Annotated in this window: 23 protein-coding genes and 1 pseudogene; 15 read left to right on the forward strand and 9 right to left on the reverse strand. The window is 67.0% G+C overall.

Features of this window, described 5'->3' with window-relative positions; genetic code table 11:
• Positions 1-110 precede the first annotated feature (110 nt).
• The 9 genes from QGN32_RS12065 to QGN32_RS12105 all read left to right on the forward strand — a co-directional run bounded on the left by QGN32_RS12065 (position 111) and on the right by QGN32_RS12105 (position 8347).
• Positions 111-746 (forward strand): TetR/AcrR family transcriptional regulator, encoded by a 636-nt coding sequence (locus QGN32_RS12065; RefSeq protein ID WP_326548785.1) that lies wholly within the window; start codon positions 111-113, stop codon positions 744-746.
• Positions 747-791: 45 nt separating this feature from the next.
• Complete coding sequence (locus tag QGN32_RS12070; protein WP_326548786.1) at positions 792-1727, forward strand: SAM-dependent methyltransferase; 936 nt, start codon at positions 792-794, stop codon at positions 1725-1727.
• Between the two features lie 162 nt (positions 1728-1889).
• Positions 1890-3314, forward strand: coding sequence for an aldehyde dehydrogenase family protein (locus QGN32_RS12075; RefSeq protein ID WP_326548787.1), 1425 nt, complete (start codon positions 1890-1892; stop codon positions 3312-3314).
• A gap of 11 nt (positions 3315-3325) precedes the next feature.
• Entirely contained in the window at positions 3326-4189 is an 864-nt protein-coding gene (locus QGN32_RS12080; RefSeq protein ID WP_326548788.1) for an SDR family oxidoreductase, read from the forward strand.
• Between the two features lie 7 nt (positions 4190-4196).
• Positions 4197-5168, forward strand: coding sequence for an NADPH:quinone oxidoreductase family protein (locus QGN32_RS12085; protein ID WP_326548789.1), 972 nt, complete (start codon positions 4197-4199; stop codon positions 5166-5168).
• Positions 5169-5870, forward strand: coding sequence for a haloacid dehalogenase type II (locus tag QGN32_RS12090; protein WP_326548790.1), 702 nt, complete (start codon positions 5169-5171; stop codon positions 5868-5870). It abuts the gene before it with no gap.
• Between the two features lie 22 nt (positions 5871-5892).
• The gene (locus tag QGN32_RS12095) at positions 5893-6636 is read left to right on the forward strand and encodes a methyltransferase domain-containing protein (RefSeq protein ID WP_326548791.1); all 744 of its coding nucleotides are present in this window, start codon (positions 5893-5895) and stop codon (positions 6634-6636) included.
• 16 nt (positions 6637-6652) lie between these two features.
• Positions 6653-7147 (forward strand): DUF456 domain-containing protein, encoded by a 495-nt coding sequence (locus QGN32_RS12100; protein WP_326548792.1) that lies wholly within the window; start codon positions 6653-6655, stop codon positions 7145-7147.
• A 36-nt stretch (positions 7148-7183) separates the two neighbouring features.
• Positions 7184-8347 carry an LLM class flavin-dependent oxidoreductase gene (locus tag QGN32_RS12105; RefSeq protein ID WP_326548793.1) on the forward strand — a complete coding sequence of 388 codons (1164 nt, stop codon included), beginning with the start codon at positions 7184-7186 and terminating at the stop codon, positions 8345-8347.
• A gap of 7 nt (positions 8348-8354) precedes the next feature.
• On the opposite strand, the gene QGN32_RS12110 is transcribed toward QGN32_RS12105, so the two are convergent.
• The 3 genes from QGN32_RS12110 to QGN32_RS12120 are packed head-to-tail and all read right to left on the reverse strand — an operon-like array spanning position 8355 to position 10753.
• The gene (locus QGN32_RS12110) at positions 8355-9158 is read right to left on the reverse strand and encodes a tyrosine-protein phosphatase (protein ID WP_326548794.1); all 804 of its coding nucleotides are present in this window, start codon (positions 9156-9158) and stop codon (positions 8355-8357) included.
• Complete coding sequence (locus QGN32_RS12115) at positions 9159-10472, reverse strand: acyl-CoA dehydrogenase family protein (RefSeq protein WP_326548795.1); 1314 nt, start codon at positions 10470-10472, stop codon at positions 9159-9161.
• A gap of 23 nt (positions 10473-10495) precedes the next feature.
• On the reverse strand, positions 10496-10753 hold the full coding sequence (locus QGN32_RS12120; RefSeq protein ID WP_326548796.1) for a hypothetical protein: 258 nt from the start codon (positions 10751-10753) through the stop codon (positions 10496-10498).
• 167 nt (positions 10754-10920) lie between these two features.
• On the opposite strand from QGN32_RS12120, the gene QGN32_RS12125 reads away from it, so the two are divergent.
• Both QGN32_RS12125 and ahpD read left to right on the forward strand, forming a co-directional pair.
• The gene (locus tag QGN32_RS12125; RefSeq protein WP_326548797.1) at positions 10921-11508 is read left to right on the forward strand and encodes a peroxiredoxin; all 588 of its coding nucleotides are present in this window, start codon (positions 10921-10923) and stop codon (positions 11506-11508) included.
• Between the two features lie 2 nt (positions 11509-11510).
• Positions 11511-12044, forward strand: a complete 534-nt coding sequence (ahpD, locus tag QGN32_RS12130; protein ID WP_326548798.1) for an alkyl hydroperoxide reductase AhpD — start codon at positions 11511-11513, stop codon at positions 12042-12044.
• A 58-nt stretch (positions 12045-12102) separates the two neighbouring features.
• On the opposite strand, the gene QGN32_RS12135 is transcribed toward ahpD, so the two are convergent.
• Positions 12103-12345, reverse strand: a complete 243-nt coding sequence (locus tag QGN32_RS12135) for a hypothetical protein (protein ID WP_326548799.1) — start codon at positions 12343-12345, stop codon at positions 12103-12105.
• A 233-nt stretch (positions 12346-12578) separates the two neighbouring features.
• On the opposite strand from QGN32_RS12135, the gene QGN32_RS12140 reads away from it, so the two are divergent.
• Positions 12579-13175, forward strand: coding sequence for a response regulator (locus tag QGN32_RS12140; protein ID WP_326549036.1), 597 nt, complete (start codon positions 12579-12581; stop codon positions 13173-13175).
• Entirely contained in the window at positions 13176-14360 is a 1185-nt protein-coding gene (locus QGN32_RS12145) for a sensor histidine kinase (protein ID WP_326548800.1), read from the forward strand.
• Here the strand turns inward: QGN32_RS12145 and QGN32_RS12150 are convergent.
• The 5 genes and pseudogenes from QGN32_RS12150 to QGN32_RS12170 form a co-directional block, all read right to left on the reverse strand.
• Complete coding sequence (locus QGN32_RS12150; protein ID WP_326548801.1) at positions 14350-15489, reverse strand: acyl-CoA dehydrogenase family protein; 1140 nt, start codon at positions 15487-15489, stop codon at positions 14350-14352. The genes QGN32_RS12145 and QGN32_RS12150 overlap by 11 nt on opposite strands.
• Before the next feature lie 49 nt (positions 15490-15538).
• The gene (locus QGN32_RS12155; RefSeq protein WP_326549037.1) at positions 15539-15649 is read right to left on the reverse strand and encodes a hypothetical protein; all 111 of its coding nucleotides are present in this window, start codon (positions 15647-15649) and stop codon (positions 15539-15541) included.
• A 168-nt stretch (positions 15650-15817) separates the two neighbouring features.
• Entirely contained in the window at positions 15818-17263 is a 1446-nt protein-coding gene (pntB, locus tag QGN32_RS12160; RefSeq protein ID WP_326548802.1) for a Re/Si-specific NAD(P)(+) transhydrogenase subunit beta, read from the reverse strand.
• A gap of 3 nt (positions 17264-17266) precedes the next feature.
• On the reverse strand, positions 17267-18787 hold the full coding sequence (locus tag QGN32_RS12165; protein ID WP_326548803.1) for a Re/Si-specific NAD(P)(+) transhydrogenase subunit alpha: 1521 nt from the start codon (positions 18785-18787) through the stop codon (positions 17267-17269).
• Positions 18788-19089: 302 nt separating this feature from the next.
• Positions 19090-19200 (reverse strand): annotated as a pseudogene (locus QGN32_RS12170) (CAP domain-containing protein); the annotation flags it as partial.
• 136 nt (positions 19201-19336) lie between these two features.
• On the opposite strand from QGN32_RS12170, the gene QGN32_RS12175 reads away from it, so the two are divergent.
• Both QGN32_RS12175 and QGN32_RS12180 read left to right on the forward strand, forming a co-directional pair.
• Positions 19337-20020 carry a TetR/AcrR family transcriptional regulator gene (locus QGN32_RS12175; RefSeq protein WP_326548804.1) on the forward strand — a complete coding sequence of 228 codons (684 nt, stop codon included), beginning with the start codon at positions 19337-19339 and terminating at the stop codon, positions 20018-20020.
• A complete protein-coding gene (locus QGN32_RS12180; RefSeq protein ID WP_326548805.1) occupies positions 20017-21813 on the forward strand; it encodes an acyl-CoA dehydrogenase in 1797 nt (598 codons plus the stop codon). Before QGN32_RS12175 ends, QGN32_RS12180 begins: the two co-directional genes overlap by 4 nt.
• The last annotated feature ends 25 nt before the right edge of the window (positions 21814-21838 follow it).

A 21838-nucleotide genomic window follows, 5' to 3' on the forward strand; every position in this document is an offset into this window, starting at 1 on the left:
TCTAGGGCTGATCCGTGCCGGCTGACCGGCAGTTTGCTGACATGGCCCGCGGCTGTCACTCCCGATGGAAGGTGTCGGAGGACGTAGGTGACGTGTGGCACAATTTGACCGTGCCGCATACGGCGAAAAGAGGTCCTGGCCGCCCCCCCGCAGCGAAGGCCGCCGAGACGCGGGAGCGCATCATAGGAGCCGCTCGCGCAGTTTTCAGCGAACTCGGCTACGACGCTGCCACGTTCCAGGCGATCGCGATCCGCGCGGATCTGACGCGGCCGGCGATCAACCACTATTTCGCGAACAAACAAGTGTTGTGGCGGGAAGTCGTCGAGCAGACCAACGCCGCGATAGTTAGCGCGGGCCGGGCGCGTGCCGAAGGCGAGACGGCCTTCCTCGCCAGGTTGTCCGCGTACTTCACCGCGGCGATGCAGGCGGATTCCGAAGATCGTTCGGCGGCAGCATTTCTGGTGACGTCGGTGCTGGAGGCCCAGCGCCATCCGGAGCTCGGCGACGAGAAGCACGACTCGCTCAAGCACTCCCGCGACTTCGTGGCGTGGGCCGTCAACGAAGCGGTCGAGCGCGGTGAACTCGCCACCGAGACCGAGGTCGACTCGCTCGTCGAGATGCTTGTCGCGGTGATGTGGGGGATGGGCTTCTATGCGGGCTTCGTCGGCAGCCACGAGGGGCTCAAAGCAGTGGTGCGGCAGTTCGAGCTGGTGATCGGTAGCAACCTCGGGCGACTGCGGTCCTGAACAGCTCCGATAGCTAGCCTAAGTTCTTCGGCTAGGATGGTTCCCGTGAGTTCGTTGCGCACCGAAGATGACACCTGGGACATCGCGACCAGCGTCGGTTCGACCGCCGTCATGGTGGCTGCCGCCCGCGCCGCCGAGACCGAGCGGGACGACGCGCTGATTCGTGATCCGTTCGCCAAACTGCTGGTCGCGGGGGCCGGTGGGGGCGTCTGGGACGTCATGCTCGACCCCGAAGTCGGCGCGAAGGTCGCCGAGGCCGATCCCGACGTCGCCGCGATCTTCGAGCACATGGGCAACTACCAGGCCGTGCGCACACATTTCTTCGACGCCTACTTCGCCGCCGCCTCGGCCGCCGGCATTCGGCAGATCGTCATCCTCGCCTCCGGGCTCGACTCTCGCGCGTACCGCCTGCGGTGGCCGGCGGGCACGACGGTGTACGAGATCGATCAGCCCCAGGTGCTGCAGTACAAGGCCACCCGGCTGGCCGAACGCGGCGCGCCGCCGACGGCCGACCGTATCGCGGTGGCCGTCGACCTGCGCCACGACTGGCCGGCGGCGCTGCGGGAGGCCGGTTTCGATCCCGGTTCGCCGACCGCCTGGCTGGCCGAAGGCCTGTTGATGTATCTGCCCGCCGACGCCCAGGACCGACTCTTCGAGCAGATCACCGCGCTCAGTACATCGGGCAGTCGCGTGTCGGTGGAGACGGTCGGGGTGCAGGCCGAGGAACGTCGCGCGCAGATGCGGGAACGGTTCGAGCGCGTCCGCGCGCAGTTCGGGATGGAGGACTCCGTCGACGTCGCGGAGCTGATGTACAACGACCCGGACCGCGCGGACGTCGCCGAGTGGCTCGACGCGCACGGCTGGCGACCGAGTGCGGTGGCCTCACAGCAAGAGATGCGCCGCCTGGGACGCTGGGTGCTGCCGGCCGAGTACTCGAACGACGGCGGCTTCTCGGAGTTCGTCATCGCGGAGAAGGACTGAGATCTAACCGCGACTGACCGCGTTTGTACGTTGACTCACGGCGTGTCGAGATACAGACACGGTCACTCGCGGAAGTCAAGGTGCCGAACCGGAGGTCAGGCCTTCTGGGCCCAACCGGTTGGTTAGGATCGAGGCATCCTCGGGTCAGGAAGGACTCCCACCATGACCACCGATGCCAGCACCGATACCACCACCGATATCGCCGAACCGTCGCAAGGCGCCGAAGACATCCCGCGCGTCGTCCGCCGACTGCGCGACACCTTCAATAGCGGACGCACCAAGAGCATCGACTGGCGCAGACAGCAGCTGAAAGCGATGGAGCGGCTAGTCGTCGAGAACGAGCAGGCGATCGCCGCCGCACTCGAGCAGGATCTCGGCCGCAAACCGTTCGAGGCCTGGTTGGCCGACATCGCCAGCGTCGCCGGTGAGGCCAAGGACGCCGCCAAGAACGTGCGCAAGTGGGCGCGCCGGCGCTACCGGATGCTCGAGATGTCGCAGCTGCCCGGCCTCGGCTGGATCGAATACGAGCCGTTCGGCACCGTGCTGATCATCGGCGCGTGGAATTTCCCGTTCGCGTTGACGCTGGGGCCCGCCGTCGGTGCGATCGCCGCCGGCAACACCGTGGTCCTCAAGCCGTCCGAGGTGGCGCCGGCGTCGTCGGCGCTGATGGCGCAGTTGGTGCCGAAGTACCTCGACAGCGATGCGGTCGCGGTGGTCGAGGGCGACGGCAGCGTCAGCCAGGAACTGATCGCGCAGGGCTTCGACTACCTGCTGTACACCGGCGGTACGGAGATCGGGCGCAAGGTCTACGAGGGGGCGGCCCCGCATCTGACCCCCGTCACGCTGGAACTCGGTGGTAAGAGCCCGGTGATCGTCGCCGCCGACGCCGACATCGATGTCGCGGCCAAGCGCATCGCGTGGACGAAGCTGATCAACTCCGGCCAGATCTGCATCGCGCCCGACTACGTGTTGGCCGACGCGAAGATCCGCGACCAGTTGGTCGGCAAGATCGCCGAGGCCATCTCGACATACGAGGTCGACCACCCCCAGGGGATGCGGATCGTCAACCAGCGCCACTACGACCGGCTGACCGCGGCGCTGGCGGCGACCAAGGGCGACGTCGCAGTCGGAGGCAAGTCCGAGGCGAAGGACATGCACCTCCACCCCACTGTCGTCGTCGACCCCGATCCGGCCGAACCGCTGATGACCGACGAGATCTTCGGGCCGATCCTGCCGGTCATCACGGTCCAATCCCTCGATGATGCAATCACTTTCGTGAACTCTCGACCCAAGCCGCTGGCGGCCTACCTGTTCACCAAGACCAAGAGTATCCGTGAACGGGTGGTCAAGGAGATCCCCGCGGGCGGCATGGTGGTCAACCACCTGCTGTTCCACTTCGCGACCAGCAAGCTGCCGTTCGGCGGCGTCGGCCCGTCCGGTATGGGCGCCTACCACGGCAAGTTCGGCTTCGAGACGTTCAGCCACCGCAAGACCGTGATGACCAAGCCGACCCGACCCGACATCGGCGCCTTCATCTATCCCCCGTATACAGAGAAGGCATTCAAGCTCGCCAGACGGTTGTTCTAGAAAGGAACCCCATGCCAGGAGTGCAGGATCGCGTCATCGTCGTCACCGGAGCCGGCGGCGGACTGGGGCGCGAGTACGCGTTGACGCTCGCCAAGGAGGGCGCCAGCGTCGTCGTCAACGACCTCGGCGGTTCGCGTGACGGCACCGGTGCCGGGCACAACATGGCCGATGAGGTCGTCAAGGAGATCAAAAACGCGGGCGGCCGCGCGGTGGCGAACTACGACAGCGTCGCCGAGCCCGAGGGCGCCGAGAACATCATCAAGACCGCGCTCGACGAGTTCGGCAAGGTCGACGGCGTGGTCTCCAACGCGGGCATCCTGCGCGACGGCACGTTCCACAAGATGGAGTTCGCCAATTGGGACGCCGTGCTGAAGGTGCACCTGTACGGCGGCTACAACGTGATCCGCGCGGCGTGGCCGCACTTCCGGGAGAACAACTTCGGCCGGGTCGTCGTCGCGACGTCGACCAGCGGTCTGTTCGGCAACTTCGGTCAGGCCAACTACGGCGCCGCCAAACTCGGCCTCGTCGGGCTGATCAACACGTTGGCGCAGGAGGGCGCGAAGTACAACATCAAGACCAACGCGGTCGCGCCGATCGCGGCGACCCGGATGACGCAGGACATTCTGCCGCCGGAGGTCTTCGAGAAGCTGACGCCGGAATATGTTGCGCCCGTGGTGGCCTACTTGATGACCGAGGAACTGCCGGACACGGCTTCGGTTTTCATCGTCGGTGGCGGCAAGGTGCAGCGCACGGCACTGTTCCAGAATGAGGGCGTCACCTTCTCCGAGGTTCCGTCGGTCGACGACATCGCCGCCAAGTGGGGCGAGATCACCGATCTGTCGGCGGCTCAGCGCGCCACCTTCAGCCTCGGCTGAGTCCTGGATGAAAGCGCTTGTCGCGCAGGAGCTCACCGGACCGGCCGGACTGGTCTACACCGACCTGAAAGACCCTGCCGACGTCGCCGGCGACGACGCCGTCGTGGTCGACGTCGGTGCCGCCGGGGTGAGCTTCCCCGATCTGTTGCTGCTGCGCGGCGAGTACCAACTGCGACTCGATCCGCCGTTCGTCCCCGGCATGGAGGTCGCCGGGGTGGTGCGGTCGGCGCCGTACGAGTCGGAGTTCAAAGCCGGTCAACGGGTGACCGCGCTGTCGGCGCTCGGGGCGTGGGCGCAGCGGGTGGCGGTCACACCGGACAACTTGATGCCCACTCCGGACGACCTGAGCGACGCGGAATCCGTTGCACTGCTGGGCAACTACCAGACGATGTACTTCGCATTGGCCAAGCGCGGTGCGCTGCGGCCCGGTGAGACGGTGCTGGTACTCGGGTCGGCGGGCGGAGTGGGCACCGCCGCGGTGCAGATCGCGAAAGCGTTGGGCGCCAGGGTGATCGCGATGGTGCACAGACCGCATGCCATCGAGTTCGTCGAGTCGCTGGGCGCCGATGTGGTGCTGCCACTGACCGAGGGCTGGTTGAAGGCCGTGCAGGAGGCGACGGACGGCCGCGGCGTCGATCTGGTGGTCGATCCGATCGGCGGTGACGCGTTCGACGACGCGATCCGTGCGCTCGCAGTGGAGGGCCGGCTGTTGGTCATCGGCTTTGCGGCGGGCGGGATTCCGACCGTCAAGGTGAACCGGCTACTGCTACGCAACGTCGCGGTCATCGGGGTCGGCTACGGCGAATACGTCAACCGCCGGCCGGGATCGCAGTCGGTGTTCGAGTTCGGCGTCGCGCAACTGGTCAAAGCCGGCCTGCGGCCACCGCCCCCGATGCGCTTCCCGCTGGCCGAGGGCGCAAAGGCCCTGCAGACCCTGGCCGACGGCGGCGTGCTCGGCAAGGTCGTGCTGGAGCCGTAAGTGCCGAAAGCACTGGCGTTCGACGTCTTCGGCACCGTGGTCGACTGGCGCTCGAGCATCATCCGCGAGCTCGAGCAGTTCGGCCGTACCCATGGCGTGGCGGCGGATTGGGCCGCGTTCGCCGATGACTGGCGCGCCGGCTACCCACCCGCGATGGACCGGGTGCGCCGCGGTGAGCTCCCGTGGACCAACATCGACGGCCTCCACCGGATGATCCTGCTCGGGCTGCTCGAGCAGATGAGTATCACGGTTCCCGACGAGGCCGTCGACCATCTCAACCGAGCCTGGCATCGACTCGACCCGTGGCCGGATTCCGTCGAGGGCCTCACCCGGCTGAAGTCACGCTTCGTCATCACAACGCTGTCCAACGGAAACGTCTCGCTGCTCACGAACATGGCGAAAAGGGCAGGCCTGCCGTGGGACTGCGTGATCTCGGCCGAGTTGTTCCGCCACTACAAGCCCGACGTCGAGTCCTACCTCGGCTGCGCCGAACTGCTCGACGTGGCACCCGGCGAGCTGATGCTGGTGGCCGCCCACGCCAGTGACCTGCGAGGGGGGAAGCGAGCGGGGCTGATGACCGCCCATGTCGACCGTCCGCTGGAGAACGGCCGTGGCAGGCGCCGCCCGTCGAAAATTGAGGACGGCGAATTCGACGTCATGGCAGCCGATTTCGGTGACCTGGCCGACCAGCTGGGCGCTTGAACGCCAGGCGTAACGTGGAAGGGTGACCGATCAACTGAGCGCGCAGGTGCCGCCGGCACTGAAGCGGGCACTCGAACTCTTCACCGAACCGCCATCGCATCCCGACGTCAGCAACGGCTACCTGGACGTACTCGACGACTCGCCCAGCCATGCGCCGCCGAAGAACACGGGCTTCATCCAGACCGTATGGGCCTCTGGACCAGGGTCGATGTTCTACGACCACGCACAGGCCTTCGCCCGCCGGTTCGTCGGTGCGTGGCAGCTGCCGATCGACTGGCTCGACATCGCAGCCGGCGGGGTCGCGCTCGACGTCGGAAGCGGACCCGGCAACGTGACCGCAGCGCTGGCGCGCGCCGTGGGACCGGACGGGCTGGCTCTGGGTATCGACATCTCCGAACCGATGCTGGCCCGTGCGGTCAGCGCACAGACGGCGCCGAACATCGGGTTCCTGCGAGCGGACGCCCAGCGGCTGCCGTTCCGGGAAGCGACCTTCGACGCGGTGACGTCACTGGCGGTGCTGCAACTGATTCCGGAGCCGTCGGCTGCGGTCGCGGAGATGTTTCGGGTGCTGCGGCCCGGCGGCCGCATCGCGATCATGGTGCCCACGGTGGGCAACGTGCCGCCGCCCCTTCGGCTGCTGTCGAGCGGCGGGGCACACTTCTTCGGCGAAGACGATCTCGGCGACCTGTTCGAGCAACACGGTTTCGCCGGTGTGGGCAGCAAAACCCTGCGCAGCATCCAGTGGGTCCGGGGCCGGCGCCCGTGACAAGTAGATTCGACGCATGAGCGCGGGCGGGATCGTGCTTGTCGCGCTGGCCATCGCGGTCGGCATCGTCGGAATCGTCGTCCCGGTGCTGCCCGGTGTCTTGCTGGTGTTCGGGGCGATCACGGTATGGGCCGTTTACGAAAGCCAGGAGAACAGCCTCACGGCCTGGGCGACGCTCGGCGTGGCGACCGTGGTGCTCGGTGCGGCCACGCTGATCAAGTACACGTGGCCGGTGCGGCGGATGCGCGCAGCGGACGTGCGCACCTGGAGCCTGGTCGCCGGCGCGGCGCTCGGGGTGATCGGCTTCTTCGTGATCCCCGTTCTCGGGTTGCCGATCGGCTTCGTGCTGGGCATCTACCTGGCCGAACTGGCCAACCGGCATGATCAGCGTATCGCGTGGGCATCGACGAAACATGCGCTGAAGGGCGTCGCGTTGTCGGTTGGAGTCGAACTGGTCGGCGCGCTGCTCGCCACCGTCGCCTGGGTCGGCGGGGTCTACCTGACGCAATAGCGCTACAAGGCGCCGCGCACTGGCTACGTTTCAGGAATGGCCAAGTTGCGCTTCGGATACTTCATCGCACCGTTTCACCGTGCCGGGACCAACCCGACGCTTGCAATCCAGCGCGACCTGGAACTCGTCGAGCACCTCGACGCGCTCGGCTTCGACGAGGCCTGGATCGGCGAACACCACTCGGCGGGCAGCGAGATCATCAGCTCGCCGGAGGTGTTCATCGCCGCGGCCGCCCAGCGCGCCAAGCGGATCCGGTTCGGCACCGGTGTCATCTCGCTGGCGTACCACAACCCGCTGTGGACGGCCGATCGGTTGATGCTGCTCGACCACCTCACGCACGGCCGGATCATCGGCGGCATGGGACCCGGCTCGCTTCCCACCGACTCGGCGATGATCGGCCTGACGCCCACCGACACCCGCGAACTGCTGGAGACCAACCTCGACATCGTCGTCCGGCTGCTCGCCGGGCAGACCGTCTCGGCCAAGACTCCCACACACGAATTGTTCGATGCGCGGCTGCAACTCGCGCCCTATTCGGAGGGCGGCATCCCGCTGGCCGTCGCCGCGGTGGCTTCGCCGACCGGGGCGCGGCTCGCGGGTAAGCACGGCATCGGCCTGCTGTCGATCGGCGCGACGCTCGTCGTCGAGGGCTTCGACGCGCTCGCACACCACTGGGGCATCGCCGAAGAACGCGCGGCCGCGTTCGGCACCACCGTCGACCGAAGAAACTGGTCGCTGGTCTGCCCCATGCACATCGCCGAGACCGACGAGCAGGCGCGCGCCGACGTCCGCTTCGGTATCGAGCCGTGGTTCGAGTACTTCCAGAAGGTCGCGGCGTTCCCGCAGATGACCATTCCCGGCGACCGCATCGACGACATGATCGACATCATCAACAACGCGGGCGCCGGCGTCATCGGTACGCCCGAACGGGCCCGCGCGCAGGTGCAGCGGCTATGGGACCAGTCCGGCGGCTTCGGGTGCATGCTGCAGATGGGCCACGAATGGGCCAACCCGGCGGCCACCAGACGCTCCGCGGAGTTGTTCGCCGCCGAGGTCATCCCGCACTTCCAGGGCCAGGCCCAGCCGACGCTGGACGCCGCGGCGCGGGCCCGCGATGTGCGCGAAGACCTGGCCCAGACACAGCTCAACGCGATCGACCACATGACCAAGAAGTACGAGGACGAGAAGGGCTCGACGTAGTCGGCCGTCAGGTCAGGAGTTGGACGCGCAGCCGTCGCACCTGGTCGTCCCGCACTCCGACGGCCCCGAGATAGCCGCGCAGCGAGCCGTAGTTCTTTACGATCGAGCGGCGAGCGGTCTCCAGGTACTCTTCGCGCACGCCGAGCACCTCCTCCGTGAGTCGCGCCTCGGCGAACGTGACGATCTCGTCGGTGCTGTTCTCGGACCTGTCGCGGATCGAGGAGAGGATGCTGTCGCGAAGACGGGACACCGCCTCATTGCTGCGAAGAAAATCGGACACGATCGCGTCGCGATCCACGCCGACCGCCTCGAGTACCGTCGCGACCGTGAACCCGGTGCGGTCTTTGCCGGCGAAGCAGTGGGTAATGACCGGGCGCTGGCCGGCCAACATTGAAATGACTTGCCGCACAGCAAGATGTGCGCCCGGCAGTGTCGGGAACCGCTGGTACTCCTCGACCATGAACCGGCTCGCGGCGACGGTGACGTCCTCGTCGTCGGGCTTTTCGGACATCATGCGCTGGAAGCTCTGCTCGTGGGGCGCCTCGGCCCCGGGCTTGGCCAACTCGTGGAACGGCAACCGGTGGATCGCGACGCCCTCGGGCACCTGCCCCGGCCCCCGACGCTCGACCTCGCGTTCCGAGCGCAGGTCGGCGACATCGGTGATGCCGAGTCGACGCAGTAGGTCGCGGCCGGTGTCATCGAGTCCGCTCAGCTCGCTGGACCGGAAGAACCGTCCCGGCGCGATCCCGGTCTCCTCGGCGATGTCGCGGAAGTTCCACGCCCCCGACAGGGCGTCAGGGTTGCCGGGCACCTACCCGGCCCCTCCGGTCGCCGCATGATCCGATTGGCGGCTCGCCGCATGATCCGATTGGCGGCTCGCCGCATGATCCGATTGGCGGCTCGCCGCCGAAGCGAGAGCGCTTTTCTCCCTGCCCAATTCGGCTCGCGCAATGGTGCGCATGTGCACCTCATCGGGCCCGTCGAACAGCCGCATCGCGCGGTGCCAGCTGTACAGCCGGGCCAGCGGGAAGTCGTCGCTGACACCCGCCCCGCCGTGCACCTGGATGGCGCGGTCGATCACATCGCACGCCACCTGCGGAGCGACGGCCTTGATCTGGGCCACCTGCACCTGGGTGTCTTTGCTCTTGTTGCCGTGCTGGTCGATGGTCCACGCTGCCTTGTGGCAGAGCAGCCGGGCCTGGTCGAGCTCGTTTCGCGACTTGGCGATCGACTCGCGCACCACGCCCTGTTCGGCCAGCGGCTTGCCGAACGCCACCCGCTTCTGCACCCGGTCGATCATCAGTGCCAGTGCACGCTCGGCCGCGCCCAGCGCCCGCATGCAGTGGTGGATGCGGCCCGGGCCCAGCCGAGCCTGGGCGATCGCGAACCCGCTGCCCTCTTCGTGCAGCAGGTTCGCCGTGGGCACCCGGACGTTGTCGAAGACGATCTCGCAGTGCCCGTGCTGATCCTGCCAGCCGAACACCGGCAGCGATCGCTGGATGTCCACGCCCGGGGTGTCGGTGGGCACCAGGATCATCGACTGTTGCTGGTGGCTGGCCGCGTCGGGGTTGGTCCGGCCCATCACGATCATGATCTTGCAGCGCGGGTCGGCGGCCCCGGTGATCCACCACTTACGCCCGTTGATGACGTAGTCGTCCCCGTCGCGCAGCATCGTGGTCTCGATGTTGCGGGCGTCCGAGGAGGCGACCGCCGGTTCGGTCATCGCGAAGGCGCTGCGGATCTCGCCCGCCAGCAGCGGTTCGAGCCATTGCTTGCGCTGGGCCTCGTTGGCGAACAGATGCAGCGTTTCCATGTTTCCGGTGTCGGGCGCCGCGCAGTTGGTGGCCTCCGGCGCGATCTCCATGCTCCAGCCCGTCAGCTCGGCCAGCTGGGCATACTCGAGGTTGGTCAAACCGGACTCGGCGGGCAGGAACAGGTTCCACAGCCCCCGTTCCCTGGCGATCTTCTTGAGGTCCTCGACTACCGGCGGGACGGTGTGGTCCTTGGGCCCGGCCTCCTCGCGGTAGCGGTGGTAATCAGCCTCCGCGGGAAAGACGAACTCCGTCATGAAAGCGGTCAGGCGGTTGTGGTAGTCCTTAGCCTTGGCCGACAGCGCGAAGTCCATGCCAGCCACGATATGTCACCCCGTCAGACCGGCTTGTGCTGCGTCGGGCTTTGCCCGGACTCCCATTTCGCCTCGAGGGAACGGGTGACGAGGGCGCCGGCCGGGTACTCGACTTGAAACGTCGTGCCGGCGTCGACCTCGTAGGTGACCAGGCAGCCGCCGTCGGCGCCGTCCTTGTGGACCACCTTGCACGGGACGGGCTCTGCGTCGCCGCGGTCGACGAGGACGACGTCGCCAGGGGCGACATCTTCGATGGGGTCGTTCTCGCTGATGTCGGACACCTCCCCTACGGTAGCAACGCCTTGGCGGCTCGACGAAATAGGCTGAAAGCGAACCTATTTCGTAGCGACGTGTGGCCACAATCACGTTCGTTGGGCTTGTCTTCGCAGGCCAAGACGCGCAGAATTGGACTGAATCCAAACTAAACGACAAGGATGGTGTACTAGCGATGGCATTGTTGACGATCGGTGACCAATTCCCCAGCTACGACATGGCGGCGGTGGTCGGCGGTGATCTGTCCGAGGTCGATGCCAAGCAACCCGACGACTACTTCACCCGCGTGACCAGCGAGGACAACGAGGGCAAGTGGCGGATCGTCTTCTTCTGGCCCAAGGACTTCACCTTCGTGTGCCCGACGGAGATCGCGGCGTTCGGCAAGCTCAACGATGATTTCGAGGACCGCGACGCGAAGGTGATCGGGGTGTCCGTCGACAACGAGTTCGTTCACTTCCAGTGGCGCGCCCAGCACGATGACCTCAAGAAGCTGCCGTTCCCGATGGCTTCCGACCTCAAGCGTGAGCTGGCGCTGGCCACCGGCGTGCTCAACGACGACGGTGTCGCCGACCGGGCGACCTTCATCGTCGACCCCAACAACGAGATCCAGTTCGTGTCGGTGACCGCCGGGTCCGTGGGCCGCAATGTCGACGAGGTGCTGCGGGTGCTCGACGCGCTGCAGTCCGACGAGCTGTGCGCATGCAACTGGAAGAAGGGCGATCCCACGATCAAGCCGGCCGAGCTGCTGGCCGAGGCGGTGTGACCGTGAGCATCGACAACATCAAGGAAGCGCTGCCCGAATACGCCAAGGATCTGAAGCTGAACTTCGGCAGCATCGTCAGGACCACCGAGCTGTCCGAAGAACAGCTATGGGGCGCGTTGGTGGCGACCGCCGCCGCGACCAAGTCCGAGCGGCTGCTGCGCGAGATCGCCGAGGACGCACTCGACGTCCTCAGCGAGGAGGCCTACAACGCGGCCCTCGGCGCGGCCGCGATCATGGGGATGAACAACGTGTTCTACCGCACCAAGGGCCAGCTCGACGGCGCCTATGACGATCTCCGGGCGGGCCTGCGGATGAACATCATCGGCAACCCCGGTGTCGCGAAGGAGCACTTCGAGCTGTGGTCGTTGGCGGCGTCGGCGATCAACGGATGCGGCAACTGCGTGGCGGCGCACGAGAAGACGCTCCGTGACGCCGAGGTGTCGCGGACGGCGATTTTCGAGGCGATCCGCCTGGCAGCGATCGTCTCCGGCGTCGCTCAGGCGTTGCAGACCGCCGACGTACTGACCGCGGTTTAGGAACCAAGCACAAGAGCGGGGCACCTGTGGTGCCCCGCTCTTTGCTGTCCGTAGAGAATCAGGGGTGCCAGCTCGGCTGCACGATCTGCAGGTGGTCGACGCGGTGGCCACGTGATCCCGACTGACCCGATGGAGCCGTGTGGGACGGCGCCGCGACGATTCCCGGCCGCGGCGTGTTGTCGGGCGAGTAGGTGCCGGCGTTCGCGGCACCGGCGAAACCGAGCGCCCCAGCGACGATCCCGGCTGCGACGATCGGCAGTGCGAAGTGGCGAGCGACGCGGCGAGTGGTGTTGGTGGTCATTTCGAATTCTCCTGTGGCAGTTGTTTGTTGTTCCGTCCGCCGGTCTGTCTCGGCGATGACTCAAGACTGGTGCAGCCCAGGCGCGCTGTATGTCGGGCGAACGGTGGTCGAACCGGATGAATCCGGTGTCCCCCAATCGGCGGAAACGAGGCGGCCGCTATGCCAAGCTGAAATGCGTGGCGACGGGCTTCACCAGCGAAAAGGTGCGGGTGGTGGTGGGTGATGACCACCCGATGTTTCGCGACGGCGTGGTCCGTGCGCTGGTCTCCAGCGGTCAGATCGAGGTGGTGGCCGAGGCCGACGACGGGATGACGGCGCTCGCTGCGATCCGCTCGCACACGCCGCAGGTCGCGCTGCTCGACTACCGGATGCCCGGGATGGACGGCGCCGAGGTGGCCGCCGCGGTGTTGCGCGACGAACTACCCACCCGGGTGCTGCTCGTCTCGGCGCACGACGAGTCGGCGATCGTCTACCAAGCGCTGCAGAACGGCGCGGCGGGATTTCTGCCCAAGGAGTCGACCCGCTCCGAACTCGTGGCTGCGGTTCTCGACTGCGCCAAGGGTCGCGACGTGGTCGCGCCGCGGCTGGCCGCCGGATTGGCCGGCGAGATCCGCAAGCGCGCCGAGCCCGAAGGCCCAGTGCTCAGCTCGCGAGAACGCGAGGTGCTCAACCTGATCGCGTCCGGCACCAGCATTCCGGCGATGGCCAAGCAGCTGTATCTGGCCCCATCGACCGTGAAGACCCACGTCCAGCGGCTCTACGAGAAGCTCGGCGTCAACGACCGTGGCGCCGCCGTCGCCGAGGCGATGCGCCGCAAGCTGTTGAACTAAATGGACCGCATCGCAAGCTTCTTCGCCGCAGAACCTGTGCGCGTCACCGCGGTTCTACGGCTGCCGCTGATCGCGCTCGTCGGCGCATTGGTGTGGATCTGGGACGTCGACCACTGGCTACCCGGCTTCTACGCCGCTGTGCTGGGGGTCTGGGCGACCGCCGCAGTGCTGTGGCTGGTGATGGTTCTTCGCGGACCGGTGCCCCGGTGGGCGGACTGGGCGTCGACCGGGGTCGACGTCCTCGTCATCGTCGTCTTATGCCTGGTGTCCGGGGGCGCGACCGCGGCGTTGCTGCCGGTGTTCTTCCTGCTGCCGATCGCGGTGGCGTTCCAGGACCGGCCGACGTTGACCGCGCTGCTCGGAACCGGTACGGCGATCGCATATCTGGCGGTGTGGATCGTCTACTCCAAACGCGACGATTCGGTCGGCCTGCCGGATGTCGTCTACACGCAGTTCGGCTTCCTGCTGTGGTCCGCCGCGGCGACGACCGCGCTCTGTGCGGTGCTGGTGCGCCGCCAAGCGCGCGTGCTGCGCCTGCAGGAGGTGCGGCGCCAGTTGGTGTCCGAAGCGATGCAGGCCGACGAGCGGCACAACCGAGAGGTCGCCGAGCATCTGCACGACGGACCCCTGCAGACACTGCTTGCGGCGCACTTGGACCTCGACGAGGTCCGTGAACGCGCCGGCGATCCCGCGCTCGACGCGGTGCACACCGCGCTGCAGCAGACCGCTGCCGCGCTGCGCTCGACGGTGACCGAACTGCACCCGCAGGTCCTCGCTCAGCTCGGGCTGACCCCTGCGGTGCGAGAGTTGTTGCGGCAGTTCGAGTCCCGCGGCAACTACGTCGTCGATGCGGATCTCGACGATGTCGGCAAGCCCGAGTCGCAGCAGCTGCTGTACCGGGCGGCGCGGGAACTGCTTGCCAACATCCACAAGCACGCCGGCGCGACCGCGGTGCGGGTCGGCCTGTCACGCCGTGGGGACCGAATCGTGTTGACCGTGACCGACGACGGCAAGGGATTCGACCCGTCGATGCTCGAACAGTACGTCGCAGACGGCCATATCGGGTTGGGCTCGCTGCTGGCCCGGTTCGGTGCGATGGGCGGGTCGATGCAGGTGAGCTCCGAGGACGGCTACGGAACGCAGGTCACGGTCACTTCGCCGCCGGAGCCTGCGGTCAAGAAGTGAGCCCGCGGGCGATGACGAGGCGCTGAATCTGGTTGGTGCCCTCGAAGATCTGGGTGATCTTCGCTTCGCGCATGTATCGCTCGACTCGGTAATCGCGGGTGTAGCCCGCGCCCCCGAACACCTGCACGGCGTCGGTGGTGACCTGCATCGCGGCGTCAGTGGCGATGAGTTTGGCCACGCTCGCCTGTTGGGAGTAGGGTCGGCCCAGATCACGCCGTCGCGCCGCGTCCAGATACGTCGCACGCGCGCTGGCGGTCGCGGCCGCCATGTCAGCCAACAGGAATCCCAGGCCCTGATGATCGATGATCTTGCGCCCGAACGTGGTTCGCTCGTTGGCGTAGGCGACGGCCTCGTCGAGGGCGGCCTGCGCCAGTCCGGTCGCGACCGCGGCGATGCCCAACCGCCCGGAATCCAGTGCGGAGAAAGCGATCTGCAAACCCTGGCCCTCCTCGCCGATCAATCGGTCCGCATCGATGTGAGCGTCCTGGTAGAACGCCGAGGTGGTCGGGATGGCGTGCAGGCCCATCTTCTCCTCGGGCTTGCCGAAGGTGAGCCCGGGCAGATCACCGGGCACGAGGAAGCACGAAATACCCCGCGACCCTTCGCCTGTCCGGGCGAACAGGGTGTAGAAGTCGGCGCGCCCGCCGTGGGTGATCCAGGACTTGGAGCCGTTGAGTGTATAGCCGCCTTCGGTTCTGACCGCGGCGCACCGCAGCGCCGCCGCGTCGGAACCCGCCTGCGGCTCGGACAGGCTGTAGGCGCCGATCTGCTCTCCCGAGAGCATCCTGGGGAGCCATCGCCGCTTCTGCTCGTCGGTGCCGAATCCCAGCAGCGGATGCGACGACAGGCTGTGCACGCTCACCGCGACCGCGACCGCCGCCCAGCGCGCCGCAAGTTCCTCGAGCACCTGGAGGTACACCTCGTAGGGTTGGCCGCCGCCACCCCATTCCTCGGGCTGCGGCAGGCTCAGCAGGCCGGCTGCGCCCAACTGAGCCATCACGCCTTCGGGATAGCGTTCGGCGCTCTCGTGGTCGTCGACGATCGGGTCGAGCACCTTGTCGGCGATGTCGCGGGTGAGCGCGATCAGGTCCTCTGCGTCAGCGGAAGGCAACAACCGGTCGACCGTCATGCACCGAACATTAGGCAATCCGGCGAGGCGCCCGCGATCAGGGCACTGTTCAGTCTGCGTTTTCACCAGGCGGTGAAGTACAGTCCCATCGCCGCGGTCCCGCGAGCAGCATCCACGACGCGAGGATGCGGTCGATCCACGCCCCGGGCGCGCCGGGCATGAAGTTCCGGATCGGAATTACCGCGAACAGCGTCGCCGCGTACCACGTGTGGCTGCATCGAGGGCATTGCGCTCCACCAGGCGGCCAAGTTTCCGCAGCGTTGCCAATGACCTCGCGCGGCGAATTCGACACCGCGGACGACCGGGGGATCGCGCCGATGCGAAAAATCTAGCGCGCGGAGGAGACCGCTTCGGTGAGCGCGGCGTTGATCGCGTCCACCCGGTCCTTGGCGTCACCGAACAGCATCTGGGTGTTCTGACGGAAGAACAGCGGGTTCTGCACGCCTGCGTAGCCCGAGGCCATGGACCGTTTGAACACGATGACGTCGTTGGCGTTCCACACCGTGAGGACGGGCATGCCCGCGATCGGGCTGCCGGGGTCCTCGGAGGCCGCCGGGTTGACTGTGTCGTTGGCGCCGATGACGAGCACCACGTCGGTGTCGTCGAAGTCATCGTTGATCTCGTCCATCTCCAGCACGATGTCGTAGGGCACTTTCGCCTCGGCCAGCAGCACGTTCATGTGGCCGGGCAGTCGTCCCGCGACGGGGTGAATGCCGAACCGCACGTTGACGCCGCGCTCGCGCAGCTTGCGGGTCAACTCGGCGACACCGTACTGGGCTTGGGCGACGGCCATGCCGTACCCCGGTGTGATGATCACCGAAGTGGCCGATTCGAGCAGCTCGGCCGCCCCGTCGGCGGTGATCTCTCGGTGCTCGCCGTAGTGCTTGTCGTCGGCGGGCCCGGCCTCGATCCCGAAGCCGCCTGCGATCACCGAGATGAACGAGCGGTTCATCGCCCTGCACATGATGTAGGACAGGTACGCACCCGAGGAGCCGACGAGCGCGCCGGTGACGATGAGCAGGTCGTTGGACAGCAAGAAGCCCGAAGCTGCTGCGGCCCAACCGGAATAGCTGTTGAGCATAGACACCACCACCGGCATGTCGCCGCCCCCGATCGAGGCGACCAGGTGCCAGCCGAGCAGCAGCGCAAGCGCAGTGACCACCGCCAGCAGCCACAGCTGCGGGTCGATCACGAACCAGACGGTGAGCGCGGCGAAGACGACGAGCGCGCCGACATTGAGGAAGTTCTTGCCGGGCAACATCATCGGCGCGGACTTGATGCGAGCCGAGAGTTTTAGGTTGGCGACGATCGAACCGGTGAACGTCACCGCACCGATGAACACCCCGATGACGACCTCGGCCGAATGGATGCCGAGCATGCCCTCCTGCGCCAGCTGCGCGGCCTCGGATCCGGCCAGCTCACCTTCGACGTGCAGATAGCCGTTCCAGCCGACCAGCACTGCGGCCAGGCCGACGAAGCTGTGCAACAGCGCGATCAACTCGGGCATACCGGTCATCTCGACGACCTTGGCGCGCCACAGGCCGATCGCAGCCCCGATGACCATCGCGCCGATGAGCAGCGCCAGGCCCAGCGGTTCGATGTGGCGGGCCAGCGCTAGCGCGATCGTCGCGAGCAGCGCGACGGCCATACCGGCGATACCGAAAGCATTTCCGGCCCTTGACGTCTCGTGCTTGGACAGGCCGGCCAGGGCCAGGATGAACAGCAGCGCGGCGACGACGTAGGCGCCGGTGGCGGCGGTCGATATGGAGAACATGATCTAGCTCCTCGTGAACATCGCCAGCATGCGGCGGGTCACCGCGAAGCCGCCGAAGACGTTGATGCTGGCAAGCAGGATCGCTGCCGTTGCCAGTGCGGTGATGGCGACACTTCCGTGGCCGATCTGCAACAGCGCGCCGACGACGATGATGCCGGAGATCGCGTTGGTCACCGACATCAGCGGGGTGTGCAGTGCGTGGTGCACGTTGCCGATCACGTAGTAACCGATCACGATCGCCAACGCGAACACGGTCAGGTGCACCTGCAGTGCGGCGGGCGAGAGTGCGATCAGAGCGAACAGCACCGCCGCGGCGGCGAACGTCAACCCCAGCCGCCGCGCGGTCGTCATCGGTTGCTTGGCGGTGCCGACCTCCACCGGCGCGGCAGCGGCCGCGGGTGCCGCGGACACCTGGACCGGTGGTGGCGGCCACGTGGTCTCGCCGTTGCGGACCACGGTCACCGACCGCTGGACGACGTCGTCGAAGTCCAGGGTGAACTGCCCGTCCTTCTCCGGCGTGAGCAACTTGAGCAGGTTCACCAGATTGGTGCCGTATAGCTGCGAGGCGGTTGCGGGCAGGCGCCCCGCCAGATCGGTGTAGCCGATGATGGTCACGCCGTGGTCGGTGACGATGGCCTGATCCTTCACCGTGCCCTCGACGTTGCCGCCGTTGGAGGCGGCCATGTCGACGATCACGCTTCCGGGCTTCATCGACGCGACCATGTCCGCGGTGATGATGCGCGGTGCGGGCTTACCCGGGATCAGCGCCGTGGTGATGATGATGTCGACGTCCTTGGCCAGCTCGGAGTACAGCGCGGCCTCGCGGGCCTTGTAGTCCTCGCCCATCTCTTTGGCGTAACCGGTCGTCGAAACTTCAGCCTCCGCCGACTCGATCGACACGTATTCCCCGCCGAGGGAACGGACCTGATCGGCGACCTCCGGCCGCGGGTCCGTCGCTTTCACGATCGCGCCGAGGCTGCCGGCCGCGCCGATGGCGGCCAACCCGGACACCCCCGCGCCGACCACCAGCACCTTCGCCGGGGGCACCTTGCCGGCCGCGGTCACCTGTCCGGTGAAGAACCGGCCGAAGCTGTGCGCGGCCTCGACGACTGCCCGATATCCGGCGATGTTCGCCATCGACGACAGCACGTCAAGCGACTGCGCCCGCGAGATACGCGGGACGGCATCCATCGCCAGCACGGTGATGGGGCGGGCGGACAGCTTCTCGACGAGCTCCGGGTTTAGCGCCGGGGAGATGAGGCTGACCAGCGTTGCGCCGTCCTTGAGAAGTGCGATCTCATCGTCCCGGGGAGCGTTGACCTTGAGGACGATGTCGGCGGCCCAGGGGTCACCGATCTCCGCCCCGGCGTCCTCGTAGGCGGTATCGGCGAAACTGGAGGCAGCGCCCGCGCCCGACTCGACGACGACGGTGTAGCCCAGTTTCAGGAGTGCACCGACGGTCTGCGGGGTGGCGGCCACCCGCGTTTCACCCGCCTGGGATTCGCTAGGTATCCCGATGATCATCCGAAAAGTCTGCCATCTACCGCTTGGCGACCGGCATGGCCCTCCGGTCATGAGCCGTCCGCTTACCCGGCGTGAGGGATAGACGGCATGGCGAGCGCCATCGAAACTGCTGCCAGATCGCGATATCGCGCCGAATCGCGATCTGTCCGCAGTCTCGGCGGATTGTTGGATCAGGAGAGATTGCTCGCGACAGCGCGCATCGCGCATCGCACTGGCCGGGGCCGGCCGATCTTTCTCGTCACCTCATCGGTGATCTACGTCGCCATCCGCATGGCGATCCGGGCGCTTCCTTGCGCAGCCGCTCAGACCGGGGGATAGGCCGGTGGCGGATACACCCCGCGGAGGATCCAGGCGAACCAGTTGATGCCGTACTCCAGCTCGTCGCTCGCGTCATAGTCCGGGTTCGGATCCATGTGGTCACCTCTCGAGTGCGGCCGGTACTGAACGGAGTCTAGACCCGGACCGCGGCCGGCGACACCCCAACACCTACACTCCCAACCAGTTGATTGACGCCCGGACGTGGTGCCGGCCTGCATATAGTGAGTCGCCATGACCTCTTCGGACGCCGGCACCGGAAACGGGAGGACTCGTCGCGATGAGTTGTTGGCCGTCGCCACCAAGCTCTTCGCCGCGCGCGGGTATCACGGCACCCGCATGGACGACATCGCCGACGCGGTGGGCCTGAACAAGGCGACCGTCTACCACTACTACGCCAGCAAGTCGCTGATCCTCTACGACATCTACAAGGGCGCCGCCGACTTCACCGTCGACGCGCTGCACGACGATCCGTCGGCGTCGGCCCGCGAGACGATCTACCACTTCACCCGGCGACTGCTGGTGGGCATCGCCAGCGACATCGAGCGCGCGGCGGTGTACTTCCAGGAGGGCCCCTACATCAGCGAGTGGTTCACCGAGGACCAGGTGGCCTACATCCGCGAAAAGGAGACCCAGGTCTACGAGCACGTGCGCGACGTGATCGACCGCGGCATCGCCAGCGGCGAGTTCTACGACTGCGACTCCCATGTGCTGGCGTTGGGCTACATCGGCATGACGCTGGGCGCCTATCGCTGGCTGCGGCCCCACGGCAGGCGCACGGCGGCCGAAATCGCCGTCGAGTTCAGCACGGCGCTGCTGCGCGGCTTGATCCGCGACGAGTCGGTGCGGGCGGACTCGCCGTTGGGCATTCAGGTGGACGCACTGTCCGGCGAACCCGACGCTGCGGCCGCGCCGTGAAGTCGCTCCTGCTGTCGCGCCGCGACCTGGACTTCCTTCTCTATGAGTGGTTGCGGGTCGACGAGCTGACCGAACGCGAGCGGTTCGCCGAGCATTCACGCGAGACCTTCGACGCCGTGCTGGATCTGTGCGAGCAGTTGGCGACGCGGTACTTCGCGACGCACAACAAGAAGAGCGACACCTGCGAGCCGACCTTCGACGGCGAGAAGGTCACGGTCATACCGGAGGTCAAGGAAGCCTGGGATGCGTTCGCGCAGGCCGACCTCATGGCGATGGCGATGGAGCACCGGCTCGGTGGCGCGCAGTTGCCCGCCACCGTGGCGCAGGCCGCGGTTGCCTGGTTCTCCGCGGCGAACCTCAGCACGACCGGTTACCTGATGCTCACGATCGCCAACGCGAACCTGTTGGCCCGGTTCGGCACCGAGGAGCAGATCGACGGGTTCGTCAAACCGATGCTGGCCGGCCGGTTCTCGGGGACCATGGCGCTGTCGGAGACGCAGGCGGGTTCGTCGTTGGCCGATATCCTGACCCGCGCCGAACCGCAGGAGGGCGGCAGCTATCGGCTGTTCGGGTCGAAGATGTGGATCTCCGGGGCCGAGCACGAACTGACCGACAACATCGTCAACCTGGTGCTCGCCAAGATCCCCGGCGGGCCGCCGGGCACCAAGGGCATCTCGCTGTTCATCGTGCCCAAGTACCTGCTCGATGCGGACGGTGCGATCGGCGAACGTAACGACGTGGTGCTGGCCGGGCTGAACCACAAGATGGGGCAGCGCGGTATCACGAACACTGTGCTGAACCTCGGCGAGGGCGCCTACACCCCCGGCGGCCGGCCGGGGGCGGTCGGCTACCTCGTCGGCGAGGCCCACCGCGGCATCGCCTACATGTTCACGATGATGAACGAGGCACGTCTCGGGGTCGGGATGGGCGCGGTCGCGCTCGGCTACACCGGCTACCTCAAATCGGTGGAGTACGCCCGCGAGCGCCCCCAGGGCCGTCCGCTCACCTCCAACAATCCCTCGACACCGCAGGTCCCGATCATCGCGCACCCGGATGTGAAACGAATGTTGTTGGCGCAGAAGGCGTATGCCGAAGGCGGGCTGGCGCTGCTGTTGTACTGCGCGAAGCTGGTCGATCTTGCGCACAGCGCCGCTTCCGACGAGGAGCGGGACAGCACCACACTGCTGCTGGAGATGCTGACCCCGGTCGGCAAGAGCTGGCCGTCGCAATGGTGTCTGGAAGCCAACAGCCTGGCCATCCAGGTGCACGGCGGATACGGCTACACCCGCGAGTACGACGTCGAGCAGCACTACCGCGACAACCGGCTCAATCCCATCCACGAGGGCACGCACGGAATCCAGAGCCTTGACCTGTTGGGCCGAAAGGTCCCCGCGCGCGGCGGGGCCGGCCTGGCCGCGGTGGGCACCGCGATCGGGCGGACGGTGGCGGAGGCGGGCGCGCTCGGCGGCCAGACCGCCGAGCACGCAGTCTTGCTCGACGCCGCATGGCAACGCCTCGCCGCCGTGACCGCCGAGATATTCGGCTCCGGCGATATCGAGGCCGCGATGGCCAACAGCGTGGTCTACCTCGAGGCGTTCGGGCACATCGTCGTCGCCTGGATCTGGTTGCAGCAGGAGGTTGCCGCGCACGGTCATGACGGAGACTTCTATGACGGTAAGCGTCAGGCCGCCCGTTACTTCTTCCGCTACGAACTGCCCAAGACCGCACCGCAACTCGACCTCCTCGCGAGCCTGGACCGCACCACCCTGGAGATGCGCGACAGCTGGTTCTGACCGGCAAGTTGTTTAGCCTTCCGAT

The sequence above is a fragment of the Mycolicibacterium sp. ND9-15 genome (assembly GCF_035918395.1).
Lineage (GTDB): Bacteria > Actinomycetota > Actinomycetes > Mycobacteriales > Mycobacteriaceae > Mycobacterium.

Excerpts from the sequence above, each read along its gene's own strand:
- QGN32_RS12075 (WP_326548787.1), top strand. The coding sequence starts at position 1,890 with ATGACCACCGATGCCAGCACCGATACCACCACCGATATCGCCGAACCG.
- QGN32_RS12080 (WP_326548788.1), top strand. The coding sequence starts at position 3,326 with ATGCCAGGAGTGCAGGATCGCGTCATCGTCGTCACCGGAGCCGGCGGC.
- QGN32_RS12085 (WP_326548789.1), top strand. The coding sequence starts at position 4,197 with ATGAAAGCGCTTGTCGCGCAGGAGCTCACCGGACCGGCCGGACTGGTC.
- QGN32_RS12100 (WP_326548792.1), top strand. The coding sequence starts at position 6,653 with ATGAGCGCGGGCGGGATCGTGCTTGTCGCGCTGGCCATCGCGGTCGGC.
- QGN32_RS12105 (WP_326548793.1), top strand. The coding sequence starts at position 7,184 with ATGGCCAAGTTGCGCTTCGGATACTTCATCGCACCGTTTCACCGTGCC.
- QGN32_RS12115 (WP_326548795.1), bottom strand. The coding sequence starts at position 10,472 with ATGGACTTCGCGCTGTCGGCCAAGGCTAAGGACTACCACAACCGCCTG.
- QGN32_RS12125 (WP_326548797.1), top strand. The coding sequence starts at position 10,921 with ATGGCATTGTTGACGATCGGTGACCAATTCCCCAGCTACGACATGGCG.
- QGN32_RS12135 (WP_326548799.1), bottom strand. The coding sequence starts at position 12,345 with ATGACCACCAACACCACTCGCCGCGTCGCTCGCCACTTCGCACTGCCG.
- QGN32_RS12140 (WP_326549036.1), top strand. The coding sequence starts at position 12,579 with ATGTTTCGCGACGGCGTGGTCCGTGCGCTGGTCTCCAGCGGTCAGATC.
- QGN32_RS12145 (WP_326548800.1), top strand. The coding sequence starts at position 13,176 with ATGGACCGCATCGCAAGCTTCTTCGCCGCAGAACCTGTGCGCGTCACC.
- QGN32_RS12150 (WP_326548801.1), bottom strand. The coding sequence starts at position 15,489 with ATGACGGTCGACCGGTTGTTGCCTTCCGCTGACGCAGAGGACCTGATC.
- QGN32_RS12155 (WP_326549037.1), bottom strand. The coding sequence starts at position 15,649 with ATGCCCGGCGCGCCCGGGGCGTGGATCGACCGCATCCTCGCGTCGTGG.
- pntB (WP_326548802.1), bottom strand. The coding sequence starts at position 17,263 with ATGTTCTCCATATCGACCGCCGCCACCGGCGCCTACGTCGTCGCCGCG.
- QGN32_RS12165 (WP_326548803.1), bottom strand. The coding sequence starts at position 18,787 with ATGATCATCGGGATACCTAGCGAATCCCAGGCGGGTGAAACGCGGGTG.
- QGN32_RS12175 (WP_326548804.1), top strand. The coding sequence starts at position 19,337 with ATGACCTCTTCGGACGCCGGCACCGGAAACGGGAGGACTCGTCGCGAT.